The sequence below is a fragment of the Methylobacter tundripaludum SV96 genome (assembly GCF_000190755.2).
Classification (GTDB): domain Bacteria; phylum Pseudomonadota; class Gammaproteobacteria; order Methylococcales; family Methylomonadaceae; genus Methylobacter_A; species Methylobacter_A tundripaludum.
The window spans coordinates 1128620-1148121 of record NZ_JH109153.1 but is presented as its reverse complement, the minus strand read 5'-3'; the positions used below and the strand labels follow the sequence as shown (position 1 = coordinate 1148121).

24 protein-coding genes are annotated in these 19502 nt (G+C 53.8%); 16 read left to right on the top strand and 8 right to left on the bottom strand.

All coding sequences use genetic code 11. The features are described 5' to 3' along the window. The first annotated feature begins 20 nt into the window (after positions 1–20). The 5 genes from METTU_RS21930 to METTU_RS17855 all read left to right on the top strand — a co-directional run bounded on the left by METTU_RS21930 (position 21) and on the right by METTU_RS17855 (position 3442). Positions 21–803 carry a class I SAM-dependent methyltransferase gene (locus METTU_RS21930; RefSeq protein WP_006893301.1) on the top strand — a complete coding sequence of 261 codons (783 nt, stop codon included), beginning with the start codon at positions 21–23 and terminating at the stop codon, positions 801–803. A gap of 79 nt (positions 804–882) precedes the next feature. Next, the gene (locus tag METTU_RS17870; protein WP_006893298.1) at positions 883–1443 is read left to right on the top strand and encodes a hypothetical protein; all 561 of its coding nucleotides are present in this window, start codon (positions 883–885) and stop codon (positions 1441–1443) included. Positions 1444–1978: 535 nt separating this feature from the next. Then, positions 1979–2368 carry a glycine zipper family protein gene (locus tag METTU_RS17865; protein WP_006893297.1) on the top strand — a complete coding sequence of 130 codons (390 nt, stop codon included), beginning with the start codon at positions 1979–1981 and terminating at the stop codon, positions 2366–2368. Between the two features lie 298 nt (positions 2369–2666). Further along, a complete protein-coding gene (locus tag METTU_RS17860) occupies positions 2667–2948 on the top strand; it encodes a type II toxin-antitoxin system TacA family antitoxin (RefSeq protein WP_006893296.1) in 282 nt (93 codons plus the stop codon). Then, complete coding sequence (locus METTU_RS17855; protein ID WP_006893294.1) at positions 2945–3442, top strand: GNAT family N-acetyltransferase; 498 nt, start codon at positions 2945–2947, stop codon at positions 3440–3442. Before METTU_RS17860 ends, METTU_RS17855 begins: the two co-directional genes overlap by 4 nt. Positions 3443–3517: 75 nt before the next feature. Here METTU_RS17855 and METTU_RS17850 read toward each other — a convergent pair whose 3' ends face one another. The 4 genes from METTU_RS17850 to METTU_RS17835 all read right to left on the bottom strand — a co-directional run bounded on the left by METTU_RS17850 (position 3518) and on the right by METTU_RS17835 (position 7847). Next, positions 3518–4243: a DUF72 domain-containing protein gene (locus METTU_RS17850; protein WP_006893293.1), complete on the bottom strand. Its 726-nt coding sequence runs from the start codon at positions 4241–4243 to the stop codon at positions 3518–3520. 174 nt (positions 4244–4417) lie between these two features. Beyond that, a complete protein-coding gene (locus METTU_RS17845; protein ID WP_006893289.1) occupies positions 4418–5848 on the bottom strand; it encodes an RtcB family protein in 1431 nt (476 codons plus the stop codon). Between the two features lie 335 nt (positions 5849–6183). Further along, entirely contained in the window at positions 6184–6618 is a 435-nt protein-coding gene (locus tag METTU_RS17840) for an archease (RefSeq protein WP_006893288.1), read from the bottom strand. Positions 6619–6644: 26 nt separating this feature from the next. Next, a complete protein-coding gene (locus METTU_RS17835; RefSeq protein WP_006893287.1) occupies positions 6645–7847 on the bottom strand; it encodes a glutaredoxin family protein in 1203 nt (400 codons plus the stop codon). Positions 7848–8102: 255 nt separating this feature from the next. Between METTU_RS17835 and METTU_RS17830 the strand changes: the two genes are divergently transcribed. The 11 genes from METTU_RS17830 (at position 8103) to arsS (ending at position 15693) form a co-directional block, all read left to right on the top strand. Continuing rightward, positions 8103–8606 (top strand): glycine zipper family protein, encoded by a 504-nt coding sequence (locus METTU_RS17830; RefSeq protein WP_006893286.1) that lies wholly within the window; start codon positions 8103–8105, stop codon positions 8604–8606. Between the two features lie 314 nt (positions 8607–8920). Next, positions 8921–10030 carry an inorganic phosphate transporter gene (locus METTU_RS17825; protein ID WP_006893284.1) on the top strand — a complete coding sequence of 370 codons (1110 nt, stop codon included), beginning with the start codon at positions 8921–8923 and terminating at the stop codon, positions 10028–10030. A gap of 24 nt (positions 10031–10054) precedes the next feature. After that, entirely contained in the window at positions 10055–11101 is a 1047-nt protein-coding gene (locus METTU_RS17820) for a methyltransferase domain-containing protein (RefSeq protein WP_006893283.1), read from the top strand. A 14-nt stretch (positions 11102–11115) separates the two neighbouring features. Further along, entirely contained in the window at positions 11116–11712 is a 597-nt protein-coding gene (locus tag METTU_RS17815) for a sigma-70 family RNA polymerase sigma factor (protein WP_006893281.1), read from the top strand. After that, positions 11705–11905, top strand: a complete 201-nt coding sequence (locus METTU_RS17810) for a zf-HC2 domain-containing protein (protein WP_006893277.1) — start codon at positions 11705–11707, stop codon at positions 11903–11905. Before METTU_RS17815 ends, METTU_RS17810 begins: the two co-directional genes overlap by 8 nt. A gap of 13 nt (positions 11906–11918) precedes the next feature. Beyond that, the gene (locus tag METTU_RS17805) at positions 11919–12140 is read left to right on the top strand and encodes a GDCCVxC domain-containing (seleno)protein (RefSeq protein ID WP_006893276.1); all 222 of its coding nucleotides are present in this window, start codon (positions 11919–11921) and stop codon (positions 12138–12140) included. Between the two features lie 206 nt (positions 12141–12346). After that, positions 12347–12643 (top strand): HvfA family oxazolone/thioamide-modified RiPP metallophore, encoded by a 297-nt coding sequence (locus METTU_RS17800; RefSeq protein WP_006893274.1) that lies wholly within the window; start codon positions 12347–12349, stop codon positions 12641–12643. 153 nt (positions 12644–12796) lie between these two features. After that, positions 12797–13369: an HvfX family Cu-binding RiPP maturation protein gene (locus tag METTU_RS17795; RefSeq protein ID WP_006893273.1), complete on the top strand. Its 573-nt coding sequence runs from the start codon at positions 12797–12799 to the stop codon at positions 13367–13369. A gap of 17 nt (positions 13370–13386) precedes the next feature. Next, positions 13387–14058, top strand: coding sequence for a TVP38/TMEM64 family protein (locus tag METTU_RS17790; RefSeq protein WP_006893272.1), 672 nt, complete (start codon positions 13387–13389; stop codon positions 14056–14058). Positions 14059–14071: 13 nt separating this feature from the next. Further along, positions 14072–14716 carry a DUF3047 domain-containing protein gene (locus METTU_RS17785; protein ID WP_006893270.1) on the top strand — a complete coding sequence of 215 codons (645 nt, stop codon included), beginning with the start codon at positions 14072–14074 and terminating at the stop codon, positions 14714–14716. Positions 14717–14721: 5 nt separating this feature from the next. Beyond that, positions 14722–15693, top strand: coding sequence for an arsenosugar biosynthesis radical SAM (seleno)protein ArsS (gene arsS, locus METTU_RS17780; RefSeq protein WP_006893269.1), 972 nt, complete (start codon positions 14722–14724; stop codon positions 15691–15693). Between the two features lie 71 nt (positions 15694–15764). Here arsS and METTU_RS17775 read toward each other — a convergent pair whose 3' ends face one another. The 4 genes from METTU_RS17775 to METTU_RS17755 form a co-directional block, all read right to left on the bottom strand. Continuing rightward, the gene (locus tag METTU_RS17775) at positions 15765–17060 is read right to left on the bottom strand and encodes an MSMEG_0569 family flavin-dependent oxidoreductase (RefSeq protein WP_006893268.1); all 1296 of its coding nucleotides are present in this window, start codon (positions 17058–17060) and stop codon (positions 15765–15767) included. 526 nt (positions 17061–17586) lie between these two features. Further along, a complete protein-coding gene (locus METTU_RS17765; RefSeq protein WP_006893266.1) occupies positions 17587–17874 on the bottom strand; it encodes an MSMEG_0570 family nitrogen starvation response protein in 288 nt (95 codons plus the stop codon). A 111-nt stretch (positions 17875–17985) separates the two neighbouring features. Then, positions 17986–18963 carry a sll0787 family AIR synthase-like protein gene (locus tag METTU_RS17760; RefSeq protein WP_006893265.1) on the bottom strand — a complete coding sequence of 326 codons (978 nt, stop codon included), beginning with the start codon at positions 18961–18963 and terminating at the stop codon, positions 17986–17988. After that, positions 18960–19502, bottom strand: a complete 543-nt coding sequence (locus tag METTU_RS17755; protein WP_006893264.1) for an MSMEG_0567/Sll0786 family nitrogen starvation N-acetyltransferase — start codon at positions 19500–19502, stop codon at positions 18960–18962. The genes METTU_RS17760 and METTU_RS17755 overlap by 4 nt, the downstream gene beginning before the upstream one ends.

The window sequence follows — 19502 nt, the reverse complement described above, 5'->3', positions numbered from 1 at the left end:
GCCACAAGAGAAAATAGAATATGAACTCATCTTCCTCAAAGCGTTTCAATGCAATCGCTGGCGGCTACGCCAGCAGCGAAGTTCATACGGGTAGCCCTACCCTCGACCGCCTGCACACACTCCTGCCGCGCGTCGATTCGGTTTGCGACTTAGCCTGCGGTGCGGGGCACTCGGGTCTTGGGTTCGCGGGCATCGCCTCGCGGATCGTCGCGGTCGATCCAGCGCCGAACATGCTCGCGCAGGTGCAGCGTCTGGCGGCAGAACGCGACGTGGCCGTCGAAACAGTTGAGGCGTTTGCGGAGTCGATCCCGTTGGCATCTGCGTCGTTCGATTTAGTCGTTTGCCGGTTGGCAGCGCACCATTTCTCCGATCTTCCCAAAGCCATGACTGAAATGACCCGCCTGGCGAAGCCGGGTGGCTACGTAGCAATTATCGATATGGAAGGTGATGAGAACCCTACTCTCGACGCCCTCAATCACGAGATCGAAGTGCTCCATGACCCGACGCACGTACGTTCTTACACAGCAATGTACTGGCGGGAGCTTTTCGCGGCGAATGGGCTGAAAGTGGAAGCGTGCGAAAACCGCTGCTGGGAGGTTCCCGGCGGCCTGACGGTCAAGCGTTGGTGTGAACTGGGCGATTCTGGCGCTGAAGCATTGCAAGCCATTCAAGATCGATTAGCATCCGTCTTGCCGGAGTGGCTGTCGGAACTCGAAATTACACGGGACAGCGACGGAGGGTTCCGCATTCCAGTGCGCACGCTGCTTGTCCTTGGGCGCAAACCTTCTGATTCCAGAGCCTAACCTAACGTTCGAGCGGGACTGCCGCGAAGCAGCCCGCGTCAGCCCCTCAACTTAACGTTATGCATCTTAGGAGGTTCGTATGTTGAAACGTCTATTGCTTGTCGGCATATTTTGCGCTCCTGTCGCTGCCTGGGCATTCTTTAAGCCTGTTCGAGTGGTTGCACTTGAACTGACTGGGGTTTCCTGCATCAATGACACATTGTGTACAGATGATGTGTCCCGATATCAGGAAGCTGCCAAGCTGTACGATGAGGCTTTGCATTTTGTCGATTTATCTGTTGGATCGATTGAGAATAAACCCCGCGTCATTTTCTGCAGTTCTGACACCTGTTCTCAATTCTTTGAAATGGGGCAACGTGCGGGCGTGAATGTAGGCACATTTGGTATTGTCATCAGCCCTCGCGCATGGAAACCGTACTATGTTCGCCATGAAATGATTCACCACCTTCAGAATGAGAAACTTGGCATGATACAAGCGTGGCGTGAACCCAAATGGTTTATGGAGGGTATGGCGTACTCTCTCAGCGAAGATCCCCGCCAAAAGCTATCCGAGCCTTTTGAGCAGTACCGCTCTCAATTTGAGGGTTGGTATAGTCTGGTAGGCAAAGAGCGGCTATGGACAGAGGCCAGTAACTTATGAAATCGCATAACATGGCGCTCAACCGGAGCGCGGTTACAATGCGGTTTTATTTTTTCAGCCTTCCGGGCCGCGCCCGGTTAGCTTTACGTTAGAGCCATTTTTAATTATGGAAGGGGAAGTGCAAAGTGAGTGACGTTAATAATGAGCAACAAATTGTTGGGAGCCCACCTATTGATTCAGAAGCCCGGTAGGGTACGCTGTGCGTACCATTACTTCAATCACCACAAAAAATAAAGGTACGCACAGCGTACCCTACAAAGCTTAAAGCTGTAAGGCGGTTTCGCGCTAGCAAACCGCCACATTCGCACAACGCTGATGACAACCAGTCGAAATTGTGGCGGATTGCCTGCGGCGAATCCGCCATACAGCACAACGTGCTGAAACTCTGTTAAGCCCCCATTCATTTCATACAGGGATAATCGTAGCCAACCATAATTGCTTAGGAAATAGCCAGTTGGCTTCAAGTATCCAGGGTCAAAGCTTATGAGCAAGTTTATTGTATTAATTCAAATGATTGCCTTTTTTGGGAAAAAAAATGAAAAAAAATAGTTTATTAACACTGTTGGTGCTTTCTGTATTAGCCACAGGGTGCGCATCGATGAGTGGCTGGCGTCCGATTGTCGATCCGCGCATGGACCAACATCCGGAAACCGCTCAGCGCGACATGCTGGAGTGCAAGACACTGGCAGATCGAGCATCGGATATCACCAAAGAAATCGGTATGGGTGCAGGTGTTGGTGCTGTTACGGGTGCAGCTGGCGGCGCAGCTGTTGGCGCTATAGCGGGCAGTGCTGCCACAGGTGCCGCGGGTGGTGCTATTTTGGCCATTCCCGCTGGCGTGTGGAAAGGTTATGAAGCCAACGAAGACTTTAAACGATCATTCAAAACCTGTATGCGTCAGCGCGGCCATACACTGGTCAACTAAACGGGCCATAGGCTGAAATAACTGGGGTCAGAGAAATAACTGGGGTCAGAGTAAAATTAAATGCCTAACATGGCACTCAACCGGAGCGCGGTTATAAATCTGTAAGGCGGTTTCGCGCCAGCAAACCGCCATACTCACGCAACGCCGATAACAATCTGTCGAAGTTGTGGCGGATTGCCTGGCGGCGAATCCGTCCTACAGTGCTTAACGGGAAAATATTCGAGACTACTTGATATGGATATTGCAATGTCCGTACAAACGGCGCACAATTAATCCTAATTGGTTTAGGAGATTCCCAATGAGTGCAACAACCGTAAAAGAAAATCGTCTCAACATACGATGCGATAATCACGCCAGACAAATGCTTAATAAGGCTGCCGCCTATGCGCATGTCAGCGTTTCAGAATTTATACTTTCTCATGCTTTGGCTTCAGCGGAACAAGTGATTCAGGCGCATGAATCGATCACTTTAGATCCGGCAGATTTTGAAGCTTTTCTTGCCGCTCTCGATAAACCTGCACAAGCCAATGCGGCTTTAAGCCGCGCATTCGATCGCCATAGTGATCAGGTTGAGCGTTGACGGCCTATATAATCCGGGCTCACGATGGCAAGATCGATACAAAGTCGTTTAGTTGCGGACAATCCGCACTTGATGATTATATTCGTCGCTATGCTTCACAGGATGTAAAGCGTGATCTTGCAAGAGTCTTTGTTGCTACGCCTGCGGATGATTCAGGCTGCTTGGCCGGGTTTTTCACGTTAAGTGCAGGCAGTGTCAATTGCTCTGATTTACCCGAAAAACTGGCGCATAAACTGCCGCGATACCCTGTGCCGGTGGCTTTAATAGGTCGTTTAGCTGTCGATCAAGCCTTTCAAGGCAAAGGGCTGGGTTCAATTTTGTTGGCCGATGCTTGCCAAAAGGTAAGACGGGCAAGAGATACTTTAGCGGTGGTTGGTATCATCGTTGATGCGAAGGATGATTCAGCCGCTGCATTTTATCGACATTTCGGATTTATTGAACTTTCGGGTAAACCTGATCGTCTATTGCTGCCTGCTGCGGTTTTTTGTTCATGAAAATCGGATAGGGCTAAGGCGCGCGCAGCACGCCCTACGAATGATCGACAAAACTTGTCTGGCTAGCCTGCTGATCTATGAAGCGTCCACCAACGCCCGCAAAGCCAAGGCATTAAAAGGCGCGGCGCATTCGGCGTCATTGTCGAAATAAACATGCACGTCCTTACCCTGTTTATTCCATTGGGCGATGCGCTCGGCCCAATAGGCCAGTTCAGGTTTGCTGTAGGATGAGGTGTAAGTCCATGCGTGTCCATGCAGGCGGATATAAACCAGGTTTGAGGTGACGCGATCCCACATCGGCCATGCTTCGGCGTCCGACAGGCAAACGGCAATATTGGCTTGAGCCAGGCAATCCGCTGTTTCATCATCGAACCAGGATGGGTGCCGGAATTCTATGCTGTGGCGCGTTTCAGGCCATTGTTGCAGGGCGTCGATAAAGCCTTGCAGCCGGGACAAATCCTTTTTTAACAGGCCGGGCAGCTGCCATAACACTACGGCTAGTTTTTCGCCCAGCGCTTCGGCATGGGTTTTCTCGATTAGTACCGACGGCTTGGGATCAAGCAGTTTTTTGTTATGCGTTAAGTAGCGATTGGCTTTGATTACGAACTTGAATGTTGGCGGGGTTTCGTCAAACCATTTTTTAAAAGTGGCGGGGCTTTGCAGGCGATAAAAAGTGCCGTTAACTTCCACCGCAGAAAAGCGTTCTGCGTAGAATTTAAGCCAGTTTTTTTGGGCGACGCCGCTGTAAAAACGGTCTTGCCAGTGTTGGTAGCTCCAGCCGCTGGTACCGATGGAAATCACTGGCTTATACTCAGCCCGGATTCAGACAGGGGATGCCGCTGTCTATGCTCATGGATAGCTCGAAGTTTGCCATCCATGGCTACTGGATCCCGGCAATCCCTGCCGGGATGACGAGCTGCGTAGGTGCTTATGCGCTTAAAGCTGGGTACTGCTTTAATCTTTCGTCTTGAGCCTTTAGCCTTTGACACAAATCACCGGCTCCAGTTTGGCGACTTTTCGAGCTAATCCGGCCCGGTCGGCAATATCCACCACCGCACTGACATCTTTATAAGCCGAGGGCGCTTCTTCGGCGACACCGCGCATCGATGGGCTGCGGATAATGATGCCTCGCTCGGCCAGTTCTTCGACCAGCGTTCTGCCTTGCCATTGCTTGCTGGCTTGGGTGCGACTCATCGCCCGCCCTGCGCCATGACAGGCCGAGCTGAATGCTCGCTGTTCGCTCTCTTGGGTGCCGCACAGCACATAAGAACTGGTACCCATGGAACCGCCGATCAGCACCGGCTGGCCGGTCTTTTTGAATACGTCCGGCAAATCGGGATGACCGGGGCCAAAAGCGCGGGTTGCGCCTTTCCGGTGTACGTACAGGGCTTTCTTTTGCCCGTCAATCATGTGATGTTCCAGCTTGCAGGTGTTGTGCGAGACATCGTAGAGCAGGCCGAGATGGATGCCGGGAAACACCGTCGCGACAGCCTGACGGGTCAAATGAGTGATAATCTGGCGATTGGCCAGTGCGCAGTTGATGCCCGCCCGCATTGCGCCCAGGTATTTTTTTCCTAACGGTGAGTTTAACGGCGCACAGGCCAGTTCGCGGTCCGGCAACACGATCCGGTACTGGGCCGCCGACATCGCCATTTCTTTCAGGAATTCGGTGCCGATCTGGTGGCCCAGACCTCGGGAGCCGCAATGAATAGTGATAACCACATCATCGATATGCAAGCCGAAGATCTTGGCGACAACCGGGTCGAAAATCTCCGCGACCCGCTGCACTTCCAGATAATGATTGCCGGAACCCAGAGTGCCCATTTCATCTTTTTGCCGTTCCCTGGCTCGGGGAGAAACATAGTGTGCTTCAGCACCGGCCATGCAGCCGTGTTCTTCAATGCGATCCAGATCCTGCGCTTCGCCATAACCCTGTTCGAGCGCCCATTTTGCGCCGCCTGTTAACATGCCGTGCATGCGATCATGATTCAAGTGTATCTTGCCCCGGCTGCCGACACCGGCTGGAACGGTGCGGCATAACGCATCGGCCAGCGCCTGTTTGTGCGGCTGCAACTCGGCGATATTAAGGCCGGTATGCAAAGTGCGGACGCCGCAGGAAATATCGAAACCGACGCCGCCTGCCGAGACCACTCCGCCTTGTTCAGGATCGAAAGCGGCGACGCCGCCGATCGGAAAACCGTAACCCCAGTGCGCGTCAGGCATCGCATAGGCGGCCTCAACAATACCCGGCAAGGTCGCGACATTGGTGAGTTGGTCGTAAACTTTCTGGTCCATATCCTCCAGCAATTGTGCGTCGGCATAAATAATCGCCGGAACGCGCATGTTCCCGTAAGGTTTTATTTCCCAGCAGGTTTCGTCGCGTTGTATGAATTGACGGGTATCCATTGATTCTCTCCTGTAATTTAAAAACAGCAATGGGTCCACGAAAAAACACGAAAAGCATGTAAATTCAAGCGGGGCGAGGATTGCAACCTCGCTCCTATCGTTTCTGCGATGCCTAAGAGGCGCGCGAAATAACGTGAGCAAGTTGCCAATAGCCGGAGTGCAGGCTTCGCCTGCAAACGCAAGCAAAGCTTGCACTCCCGCTACAAACGGTTGTTCAAATTATTTCATTTTCGGACGAGGCAACATGCCCGGACCGATTAAGTGTTGCTTTTTTTCGTGCTTTTCGTGTTTTTCGTGGACAAATCTCTGTATTAAGGTCGAAACGCTTTCTGTATTTAAACGTCGACAACGCATTGGGCAACCCACGCGTCATCGGCTTGTTGATAGACACGCAGCTCGGTAAACGTAGCGCCCTTGATTTCCACGGCGGGTTGGTGTTTTTGCCGGTCAACGGCTTCGCCAAAGGCGGTTGCCGATAATGTGCCGTTATCGATAACGACCTCATAGCGATTGAACAGCAAGCCGTGTGCAGACATTTCATAAATCAGCTCATTGAGCCAGCTGACTAAGAGCAGTTCGTTGTCGGGCGCTTCGCAATAAATGCAGACGACTTTCGATGCCGAAACCAGCTCAAGCGGGGTGACCACCGCCGTCATGGCGACCGCGGCTTGTTCGAAGGCCTGCTCAAGCGTGGGCGCAATGCCGCGTATGCCGATGTCCGCATCGTGTTCAAAATGTTCCCAGTGGGGGATTATCGAGTTACTGTTCAAGGGTCGGCCTCGCTCTATGAAATGTGTCAGACAGGTTTTAATAGTAAATACAGGCCAATTCCCATCATCGTCAAGCCGCTGATTAATTTGAGCCAGCGGCCTTCCTTTTCCTGAAGCCGTCGTTGACTCAGCGTGATGATGCCAATGGCTAAAATAATAATGTCATCGAACATATAGGCCAAGTTGTACAGCAGCAAATAGCCGTAATAGCTCATCGAGCTTAGCTGTTTCAGCGTCAGAATCCGCGTGTACAGCGCCGGAAAACCGGAGGTACACATGAATTCGACAATCTGTACCAAAATAGCCAGCAGTACCGCCCCGATCAGCGCGCCTCCAAGGTTCCTTGCCTGGAGAATTTGCCGAATACGGGTATAAATACCGGGTTTGGCAGTATCCGGAATCGATAATGACATGCCTTGGCCGTAAAACCGGAAATCCTTGAGATTAACCAGTCCGGCCAGCAAGGCGATGGCGGCAATGATGATTTCCGAAAGCCGGGACAGACCGATCAGCAGGAACAGGTTGAGCCAGGCCGCCATGAAAATGAAATAAACCAGGCCTTCCACGGCGACGAAGGTACCGGCGATGGCGAACATCCGTATCCGGTCATTCATCGACGTGAGCAACGAGATCATCAGCATTAATACCCAGAGTGAGCAGGGATTGAAGCCGTCCAGCAGGCCCATTGCCAGCGTGAACAGGGGTAAACCCAGTTCGTCCAACGACAGGCTGTGACCGAGAAAAACGATGTGTTGCGCCGCCTCACAGGGCAAGGCTCCCTGTATTTCGCAACTGCCCGAACTGTCCTGGATTTTGGGTGTTTGGACTTTAGTGAGCGCGTTACGGATAAGCTGATCGGTGCCTGCTTCCTTTGAATAACCGAAGATTAACTGCCCGCCCACCTGAAAAGCAGGCACTCTTATTGCCTTTATGCCCTGATTCCTGGCGAGGATCTGTAATCGTTCCAGTACGGAGGGTTCCTGAATGACGTCATGAATAATGACGCTAAGCGTGGGCTGTTCGTGTTTGAGAGCCTGTAAAAAAGCCTCCGCGTCAGCGCAGTGCGGGCAACCTTGTTGCACGAACACCTCAATATCGGCAGACTCATCGGCTTTGGTCGGCAAAGCGGGTGTTGTTCCGGCGAACGTAATCGAGCACAAGCCAAAGGTTGATAGCCAGACGAAAACAAAAAACCATCGGGTCATAAACAAGCCGGTTATCGATTTCAAGGCTACCCTCCTCAAGCGTTCTATTAAGCAATATTATGAAGTCGGCAAAAATGATTAGATCGAGAGCGGTAGCGGGATACTGAGAATATACTATCAATGAGTCGAAGCAAATACGTAGTTTAACTTATTGAAACGCAATGAAATCAATCTATTATGCTTGTATCGGTTTACCCGAAAATCCATAGTCGACAAATTAACGTAACCTCTCATTGGACTTCATCGTCAATGTGAATATCATCAAAAGAGGAGAACGCCATGAGAAGAATCTATTTTTTAGTCCCCAATATTGCAATCACCCATAAAATCGTCGAAGAGCTTCAGGCTGAGGGCATAGAAGAGCGCCATATTCATATCCTGGCGAAAAGGGACACGCCGCTTGAAGGACTGCCCGAAGCCGGGATCTCGATAAAAACCGACTTTCTGCCCGCAGTTGAACGAGGCGTTGCATTAGGCGGCTCCACGGGATTGTTGGCCGGCTTAATTGGTTTGCGGTTTGCGGGGTTTGCCATCGCGGGCGGGCCGCTTTTGGGGATCATTATGGCAAGTGCAACCATCGGCTCTCTGATGGGGGGGTTGGCGGGAATGAATTCGGGCAATTCAAGGTTAAAACAGTTTGAAGAGGCCATCGAAAAGGGCGAACTTCTGGTTCTGATTGATATTCCCAAGGACCGCATAGAGGCCGTCAGGAAATTGGTAATAAAACATCATCCTGAGGCGGAGTTTGAGGGCATCGAGCCGATTCTTCCGCCGTCTTATTAATTGATGTTACGCATTACGCAAAAAGGTGGTTTGGTAATAGATAACGTGTCCTAATTGAATGGTCGTACAGATGAGCCGACAGTGAGTAGGGCGTGCCGTGCGCGCCTTAGACACCAAGGCGCGCACGGCACGCCCTACGGCGGATACTCCTCTGTGGTCTATCTTTTTCGCAGCTGTAATCGGCAGTGCGTAACATCAGTTTTTAATTAACCATTACGCCTATTATTGCCCCACGGCCTGAATATTTTTTGTAAGGTTTATCGTTCTCCTGACGACTTACGAGTAATATCGTAGACCGACAAAGGAGAACTGCAATGATTACAAGCGTCTTATTCATTACCGTGTGTTTTCTGGCCTATGCCAACGGCGCCAACGACAACTTTAAAGGTGTCGCGACCTTATTCGGCAGCGGCACGGCGAATTACCGGCTGGCTTTAAGTTGGGCAACGCTGACGACGCTGGCCGGTTCGATTTGCGCAGTGTTTCTGGCGCAAACCCTGATGGTCAAATTTTCCGGCAAAGGCCTGGCGCCTGATGAGCTGATTCAATCGCTGCCGTTCATGATTGCGGTAGCCGGTGGCGCGGGGATGACAGTGATTCTGGCGACCCGCTTCGGTTTCCCAATTTCAACCACGCACGCCTTGTTGGGTGCGATGGTGGGCAGCACGCTGTTGGCAACAGCGGGCGAGATGAATCCTGCGCCGTTGCTAAACAATTTCGTCTTACCTCTGCTATTAAGTCCGCTTGTCGCGCTGTTGCTGGCGGCGCTGCTGTATCGGCTTCAACATAAACTGTCTGTGTTTAACCAACCCTTATGCTTATGCGTGGAGGAACCTGACAGCCTTGTGCTTGTAGATTCCTCCAATGCAGCAATGGCATTATCGGTTGATTCATCGTCCACACTCATCATAGCCCCGCAAACGGCTTGCGCCGAGCGTGTCCTTGGCGTCGTATTGGGTTTTGACGCTCGGCGCATACTCGACAGCCTGCATTTTTGCAGTGCCGGGGCGGTATGTTTTGCCCGCGGCCTCAACGACACGCCTAAAATGGCGGCATTATTGTTGCTCGCGCCCGGTTTTAGTTTGCAATGGATAATTGTGGTGATTGCTATGGCGATGCTGTTGGGCGGACTATTCAACGCCCGGCGGGTAGCGGAAACCATGAGCCATAAAATCACCCCGATTACCCCGGTCCAAGGTCTATCAGCCAATCTGACTACCGCATTACTGGTGATTTTTGCCAGTAAACTCGGCATGCCGGTATCCACTACCCATGTTTCGGTCGGCGCCTTGTTCGGTATCGGCCTGACCGGCGGCAAGGCAAATAACGATATAATCGCCTCGATTGCATTATCCTGGCTGCTAACGCTACCCTGCGCGGCATTATGCTCAGCCGTTATTTACGCCGTTAGTACCCGTTTTTAACCTGAAATACGAGAGAATAATAATATGACGACCACCAGCATCGAAATCAACGAATCCGTCCGCCATTATTACGGCCAGGTACTGCAATCCAGTAACGACCTGAAAACCAGCGCCTGTTGCAGCATCGACGCAATGCCCGGTTACTTGAAAGCCTTGCTGGCCGGACTGCACCCGGAAGTGCTGGAACGCTTTTACGGCTGCGGCTCGCCGCTGCCGCCGGTGTTAACCGGCAAGACCGTGCTGGATTTGGGCTGCGGTTCGGGGCGCGACTGCTATTTGTTGTCGAAACTGGTCGGTCCTACCGGTCGGGTGATCGGCGTCGATATGACGCCGGAGCAACTGGAAGTCGCGGTGCGGCACCGCGACTGGCATGCCGAGCGCTTCGGCTACGCCAATGTCGAATTCCTGCACGGCCATATCGAAAACCTGGCGGCTATCGGAATCGACGACAACAGCATCGACGTGGTGGTCTCCAATTGCGTGATCAACCTGTCGCCGGAAAAACCACGGGTGCTGGCGGAAATATTCCGGGTGCTGAAGCCGGGCGGCGAACTGTATTTTTCCGATGTCTTCGCCGACCGCCGTATCCCGACCGCCTTGCGCCAAGACCCGGTTTTGCTGGGCGAATGCCTGGGCGGCGCTTTGTATTGGGAAGACTTCCGGCGGATTTTGCAGGCGCTGGATTGTCCCGACGTGCGCGTCGTCAAACAGAATTCCATCAGTCTCGGCGATCCCGACGTTGCCGCCAAAATCGGCATGGTCAAGTTTCAGTCGGTCACCGTCCGCGCCTTCAAGCTGCCGCTGGAAGACCGCTGCGAGGATTACGGCCAGGTGGCCTGTTATCTCGGCAGCATCCCGGAACATCCTCACGCCTTCGACCTGGACGATCATCATTATTTTGAAACCGGCCGCCCGCTACGGGTGTGCGGCAACACCGCCGACATGCTGGCCGCCAGCCGCTATGCCGAACATTTTCAGGTGTTGGGCGATCAATCCCGTCACTTCGGCTTGTTCGACTGCACGCCGGGGCCGCAGGGCGAATCGGCGGCATCCGGCGGTTCGTGCTGTTGATCGGTTCCCTAGCGATGACAGACACCTTATTGACCGAACAGACGCTGGCCGCACAACGGCCGGTGCTGTTTCGCTACGCGCTGCTGCAATTGCGCGACAGCGAGTTGGCCGACGATGCGGTACAGGAGACGCTGCTGGCCGCCTGGCAATCGGCAGCGGGATTTGAAGGCAAGGCAGGCCTGCGCACTTGGCTGATCGGCATTCTTAAGCATAAAATCGCCGACCATTGGCGGCGTAGCGCCCGTGAAGCCGTCGCCCCGATCTTTGGCCGAACCGACGAAGACGATGGCGAAGCGGAAGTAGACGATTATTTCATGAGCAGCGGCCACTGGAACGGCGGCCCTAAAGTCTGGGCCGATCCCGAAGCGGCATTAAAGCAGCAGGAATTCTGGACGATCTACGAGGTCTGTCAAAACAACCTGCCGCCGAAAATGGCTAACGTGTTCATGCTGCGCGAGCTGGTCGGCCTGGACGCCGACGAAGTGTGCCGGGAAGCCGGGCTCAGCGATGCCAATTACTGGGTCACCATGCACCGGGCGCGGCTCAGGTTGCGCGAATGCCTGGAAATACGCTGGTTTAACAATACAAAACAGGAGAAAAACCATGCGTAGCTGTCGGGCCATTTCCGCCCTGGTTTCCCAGGGGCTGGATAAAGAATTGAGTTTGCGCGAGCGTTTTTCAGTGTGGCTGCATGTGATGATGTGTACCCGTTGCCGCAATTTCCAAACCCAGAGCCGGTTTATCCGCAAGGCGGCGCGTCGTTATACCGACGAGTTGCAAAGCCGGTTAAGCAATAAACCGTAAATTAAGGAGCGCCATGAGCAATGTCATTTTGGAATCCACACTGGTTTGCCCGGAGTGCGGTTTCAGCAAAACCGAACAAATGCCCACCGATGCCTGTCTATGGTTCTACGAATGCCAGGGCTGTCATAGTCTGCTAAAACCCAAAACCGGCGATTGCTGCGTATTCTGTTCCTATGGCAGCGTCGCCTGTCCTCCGATTCAGTTGCATGGCAAACATTCGGGCTGTTGCGGCTGACGAGTCGTTCAGGCAGCTCGCCATATCGGCGCAAATCAACCGTTGCTCCGCCGACCAGCGGCTGATTGTTTTCTTTCCTGTGCCATTGCACAAAAAAGTGTGTAAGGAATGCGGATCAGTCTACGACTGATAAGGTAGGAAGGCTTTACGGCATTTGTTGTTAAGACTCTCCTGGCAATTCATCAATCACTTTTGGAGTATTCAATATGAACAAAAAAACTATAACTTTGACCTTGGGCGGCGCGATTGCATCTTCTTTGTTAAGCATGTCTCCCGCCATTCAGGCCGGTGAAAACCCGTTTGCGATGTCCGCTGTCAGCACCTCGCAACAGCTGGCGGCAGCCGACGAAAAACTGAAGGAGGGCGAAGCTAAATGTGGCGCAGACAAAACCAAAGACAAGGCAGGAGAGCACAGCGCCAGCAAAATAAAAGAGGGTAAATGCGGCGAAGGCAAATGCGGTGCGGACAAAACGAAAGGCAATGCCGGCGCTGAAAAAAAATAAGCAGGCGCTGACCGCCGATGACCCTGTTCAATGCGATTGGCATTGCGGATTCCGGTCTTGGTTTGCAACACACGCTTTTGTCTGCGTTGCAAACCGAGGGCTGACTGCATTGATTTTTTGAAGTGTCGCCGAAAAATTAAAAACATATCCACTATGAAAGATTATTCTTTACCCGATGACTGCGCTACTTGCGCTATGTCCTCGAAGATTAATAACCTGTGCGCTTGTCCCGGCAAGCTGTCCCGGTGGTTCGACAGCAACGCGCAAGGCATGGCCCCGCTATTTCCAAGGTTGCTGCTGGCCTATGAATTCGGCGAAGCCGGGCTGGAAAAACTTAACGGCGACAACTGGTTTACCGACTTGAGCTTTCCGTTTCCGCTGAACCTGTTGCCTGCCGATGTCAGTTGGACCTTGGCTACCGGCCTGGAAATTATTGCGCCGGTGGCGTTGGTCTTAGGTTTGGCAACCCGGTTTTTCAGTGTGGCATTAATGCTGTTGACCGTGGTGGCGATTGCCGCCGTACACTGGCCCGCCGAATGGCACAGTCTTGCCGAACTGTGGAAAGGCTATGCCATTACCGATCAGGGCTACGGCAATTACAAACTGCCATTGATGTATTTGCTGATGTTGAGTTCGCTGCTGCTGAGCGGCAGCGGCCGGTTAAGCGTCGATTTTTGGCTTAAGTCGCTGTCAATCGCCGACAAAACCATTCACAATCAACGTTAAACGTCTGAGGGGGAAATATGCGCAAAAAGTACCTGATCTGGCTGTTGCCGATAGCGGTAGCCGCCTTCTTTCTGTTCGACGGCCCGCAACTGTTAAGCCTGGACAACATCCGCGAGCATCGGCAGGCATTGGCGGATTTTACCGACCGGCATTACCTGTTGATGCTGATCGCTTGCGGCATCGGTTACAGCCTGTCCACCGCATTAAGCCTGCCGGGCGGTACGGTGTTGTCGCTGTTGCTGGGTTTGCTGTTCGGGCGCTGGATGGGCACTTTGTTGATCGTGATTTCCGCAACATTGGGAGCAACGGCATTGTTCTGGCTGGCGCGTTACCTGTTGTCGGACTGGGCCGAACAGCGTTTGCGCAGTAACACGCTCGCGAAAAAACTGCTCGACGGCTTTCAGGCCGATGCTTTTAATTACCTGCTGTTTCTACGGCTGGTGCCTGCGTTTCCGTTCTGGCTGGTGAATCTGGCTCCGGCGTTTACACCGGTATCGTTGCGGATTTATGTGATGACTACGTTTATCGGCATCATACCCGGCAGTTTCGTGTTCGCCAATCTGGGCCAATCTCTGGGCAGTATTCAGCGCCTGGATCAATTGCTGTCAACGCAAACCTTGTTGGCTTTTAGCCTGCTGGGGGTATTGTCGTTATTGCCGGTATGGCTGAAATATAGGACTAACGACTGAGTCGGGAATCGGCATGAGAAGGCTGTTCATTGTATTATTGACAGTTTTAGCGGCACAGAATTTGGCTGCCGAACCGACGCTGATGCTTGGCGAATTCAGCCGCAACCGGCTCGACGGCTGGGAGCGCAAAGATTTTAAAGGCGAAACCCGTTACCGGTTGCAAACCCTGGACGGTATCGAGGTGCTGAAAGCCGACAGCCATGCCGCAGCTTCAGGGTTGTTTAAGGAGCAACGCATTAATCTCGAACAGACGCCGTTCCTGAATTGGTCGTGGCGCATTGCCGACCGCTTGAGCGGGTTGAATGAACAAAGCAAGGCCGGCGACGATTACGCCGCCCGCATTTATGTGGTAGTCAAAGGCGGGCTGGCGTTTTGGCAGACCAAAGCGATTAATTATGTCTGGGTGGGCAACACCGCCAAAGACACGGTCTGGCCCAATGCTTTTGGCGGCGATCATGCGATGATGATGGCACTGCGCGGCCCTGAGGCGGTGCTGAACGTCTGGTACACAGAAAAGCGCAATGTCCGCGCCGACCTGCAAAAACTGTTCGGCGAAGATTTGCGCGCTATCGATGCGGTGGCGCTGATGACCGATACCGATAACAGCGGCGGACACGTTTTGGCCTATTATGGCGACATTTGGTTTTCCAAGGATTAACAACGATGCATGATACCCAACCGCTACTGGCAGGCAGCGATTTCCCCGCCATTTTCCGCAAACCGCTGGAAATTTTGCAAGTCAATCTAGGCTATCTCTGCAACCTGAGTTGCGTGCATTGCCATGTCAACGCCGGGCCAAAGCGCACCGAGCTGATGAGCTTGGCAACGCTGGAACAGGTGTTGGCGGTTGCCGAAGCTGCAAGTATTCATACCCTGGATTTAACCGGCGGCGCTCCGGAAATGCATCCGCATTTTCAGTATTTGGTAACACAAGCGCGCAGCCGGGGCATCAGCGTCATCGACCGCTGCAATTTGACCATCTTGGAAGATCGGCGCTATGCCGGGATGGCGGAATTCCTGGCCGAGCAGCAGGTCGAAATCGTCGCTTCGCTGCCATGCTATCTTGAGGAAAACGTCGATAAACAGCGTGGCAAAGGCGTATTCAAGGACAGCTTGGCGGCATTGCAACGCCTGAACCGCTTGGGTTACGGTGGGCAGGACAGTCCGTTGCAGCTTAATCTGGTTTATAACCCGCAGGATGCCGTATTGCCGCCGGACCAACACAACCTGGAACAGGCCTACAAACAGCATTTGCAGCAACATTACGGTATCGTTTTTAACCGCCTGTATGCGATCGCCAACATGCCGATCCAGCGGTTCGGCAGCATGCTGGTCAGCCAGGGCCGATTCGATGCTTACCTGGAATTGTTGCGCGGCAGCTTCAAAAAGGACAATCTCGACCGTCTGATGTGCCTGAACACAGTGAGCATCGATTGGCAGGGCACTGTTTACGATTGCGACTTTAACCAGATGCTGGATATGCCGCTCGGTGCGGCGGCAGGGCGTATTCATATCGGCGATTTGTTGCCGCAGATACTCAATGGGGCAAGCATTGCCACCGCCGCGCATTGTTACGGTTGCACGGCGGGGCAGGGCAGTAGTTGCGGCGGGGCATTGGGGACAAGTCGGTCGTGAAATGTTTTTGGTTTTACTCACCACGAAGACACGAAGGAAAGCATAAGCTTCGTGTTCTTCGTGGTGGATAATTAATTCATGGCAGGCCGGCGCGATGTGCAGGTCTGGCTCTGCGCGGCCTCTATCTTGCCCTGAATCACCCCCGCCAGGTATTGCGCATCCTCGGCGATCCCCAGAAAGCGGCCGGAACCCCAGGTGTTGAGCCAGGGCAAACCGATAAAATAGAGCCCCTCTTCGTTGGTTATTCCGCGCTGGAATTGCGGATGACCCTGAACATCGAAAGCCGGTAGCTCTATCCAGCTGTAATCCGGCCGAAAACCGATCGCCCACACGATGGAGGTGATGCCCGCGGCATCGGCATCCACAGTCAATGGATCGAATTCGGGTTCCCAGACTTTCCTGAACGGCGGTTCCTCCGGCGCATCGATGCCGTTCTCCGCAATATAGCGGTCAATATCCTTGCGTATACGCACATACACGTCGTCGGCCTCGTCCAGATTTTGGGTTAAGTCCGCTTTGAATTCCAGCGTGGCGCCTTGGATATTGGCCATGCTGCCGTACAGACTGACGCCTTCCAGCGCAAACTTGCGCAGATCGATTTCATGGCCGCCGTCACGCCCGGTCAGATAGTGGTTGGTCTTGTGACGAACCGCATCGCCCATTGGGTGATTATCCAAAGTCAGTCGGTAAAAGCCCAGATCGTACAGCCATTCCGTCGTTTCCCGTCCGCGATACAGGCGCGGCGAACGGGGGGCGTTGCCGACTGCCAAATGCACTTTACGACCCGCCAAATGCAGGTCTTCCATCAGCTGTACGCCGGATTGTCCGGTGCCCACGACCAGCACCTCACCGGCAGGAAGGGATTGCGGGTTGCGGTATTGCACGGAATGGATCTGGGTAATATGGTCGGGAAGATTTTGGGCATAATCCGGGATAATCGGAATATCGTAGCCGCCGGTTGCCACGACCAGGTGATCGGCGGTGAACTCACCGGCGCTCGTCGTTACCTCAAGCCAGCCTTGATTGCCCCGACGGACACGCATTACGGTCACGCCTTCGCTCAGCGGTGCGTTGATCTTTTGGGCAAAAGCTTCGACATACTCGACAATCTGGTCCTTGAGCATGAAGCCTTGCGGGTCGTCGCCTTGATAGGGGAAATCCGGCAACCGGCATTGCCAGTTCGGGGTCACCAGGCAAAAACTGTCCCAGCGATCATTTCGCCAGGAATGGGCGACCCGGTTTTTTTCAAAGACGATGTGGCTGATGTCCAGCTTTTGCAGGTGATAGCTCACCGACAAACCGGCCTGGCCGCCGCCGACGATGATGACTTGATAATGCGGGTGTGGATTGTTTTGTTGATTATTCATGGGGTTCTCTCTTTGTTGTTGTGTGGCGGTTTGTGATTCCTGAGTGCCGGGCCGGAAGCTCACCCTGTTTTTGCTCTCGTTCCCACGCGCTGCGCTCATCGTTATACACATCTCGACGTAGGCCGGAATAAGGCCGCCCAAGCGTAGCGCGAGGTGGCGTTTCCGGCTTGCCGCACAGTTTCGCCGGAAACACCCGCCCTTGCTTACGCCGGGCAGGCTTATTCCGGCCTATGTCCGAGGCGGTTATTCCAGCGTTTATGGCGAAATGACGATATGCTGGTTCCCAAGCTCCAGCTTGGGAACCCAGATAACGAAGCTCCAGCTTCGCGAGACGGGAAGCTGGAGCTTCCCCCACTGAATTCCCAAGCTGGAGCTTGGGAACTAGCATAAGCGCCTGGGTCGTCTTGGCTCTCGTTCCAACGCGCTACGTGGGAACGAGACATTCGATTTTTCTTTACCCAATCTCCTCCTTCTGGAGAGGGCTTAAGTCAACGGTATTGGTCATAAGGCCTTGTTTTGGATGTGGTTACTCTATGAACGCTTCCACCAAAACCTTCGGGTTTTCAGTGTCCGAAAAACGCGCGGCGATAGTTTCAATCTCGGCCAGCTGACTCATTGCGCTGGAACAGGTGTAACCATACTTTTGGCGAACCCGCTCGCTGGCGATTTGCAGGGCTGCACGGCTACGGGCGAGAAAATCCTCCAGCTCGTAGGTTTCGCCCGGATTGAAAAAATCCTTGATCACCTGCGATGGCGAATAGCAAAGGGTGGCGGATTGGTCCGGCCAACGGACGCGAAAACGCATTTCAGGCATGGGTAATACCTCTTACCGTAAAAGTTGCAAAGCGGTTAGCTTAGTAGGGTACGCTGTGCGTACCTTTGTAATCTTCATAAAAATCAATGTGGAAGGTACGCGCAGCGTACCCTACTGCTTGAGTTCCATGCTGCAGCCGGTCAACGGTTCTGCATGCAAGTCCCATAGCAGTTCCTCGCTGTCCGCATCGGCAAGGCGCAGGCGGCCGGAAGCATCGGTTTCGCCGATCACCGCGCAGGCAATGCCGCGCCGCGAGAAGAGTTCAATAATGGCTTCGGTATGTTCGTCTTCCGCGCTCAGCACGAAGCCGTAACTGGGAAAACAGCAAAGCCAGCGCTCCAATGGGATGCCGGGCGGGCAGGGTATGGAGGCCATGTCGATCGTACCGCCCAAGCCGGAGCATTCCAGCAGCATCAGCATTGTGCCGATCATGCCGGCCATGCTGATGTCTTTTGCGGCGGCGCACAGCCCGGTTTCTGCGAGTAGCGGCAATAGTTCCAGATCCTCGCGCAATCTTTCGGGCGGCGAATCGGTGCTGGCATCCCACCAGGCATAGGGTTCGCGAAAATGTCCGCGCAAATCGACCGCCGCCAGCAGCTTTTGCCCGGCTTTTGCTTCGAAGCTGCTGAGCAGTCTGTTGGCGCGGCCGAGAATCGCCACCGACAGCTGCGGCCGGTCGTTGCGAAGATTGCTGTGCCCGCCGACGATAGGCACGCCATAAATTTCGGAGGCGGCAATCATGCCTTCCAGTACCGGCCGGGCTTTTTGTTCGCCGTCGCTCCAGATCGCATCGACCACTGCTACGGGACGGCCGCCCATCGCGTAAATGTCGCTGACGTTGACCATCACGCCGCAGTAACCGGCAAACCAGGGCTGGGCGGCGACAAAGTCGTTCAGGAAACCTTCCGTCGCCAACAACAAAAAACCGTCCTGGTCGGGTATGGCGGCGCAGTCGTCACCCAGCGGAACTGCGCTGTCATGAAACGGTGTTCGCTTGGCAAGCATGTCCGCTACGGCGGCGATGTCGCGCTTGTGCGCCAGGCCGATGCTTTGTTTTATGTGTTGAGTCAGTCGGCTTAAATCGCTCATGCGGCAATCCTGCCGGTAGCAATAAAACCGGTCGCGCCATCGGCATAGGCCGGATAGAAACCCAGATCAGCCTGCATCAGATGATGCGGCCGACCGTGCAGTTCAATTTCCTGTAGCGAACGCCAGTGCAGACGGCGAAACAACGGTACATTGCGGCTTTGCACCTGTGCCAGAAAAGTGTGGCAGTCTTGGGCATGGGCGGTGGTGACCGCCAGACGGATCAGCGCGGCACCCAGGTTGCCCTGTTTACGGTAGTCGGCCGCCACCGCCAGTCGCGAGCCCCACCAGATTCCGGGTTCGGCCTGGTGAATGCGGACGGTTCCGACCACTTCATCGGGCAGTCCGCCGACGCAGGCGATAGCGACAATGGGGGTGGCGATCCGGTCGATGTCATCACGGTCATCGCCCTGAAAAACGCCTTGCTCCTCGCAAAATACCGCCTGCCGCAAGCGCAGCATTTGCTCGCGTTCCCAGTCCTGGGTCACCCATTTGACCAGGTACTCGGTTGGGACAAAATGGTTGCTAGATTCGTTCAGCAT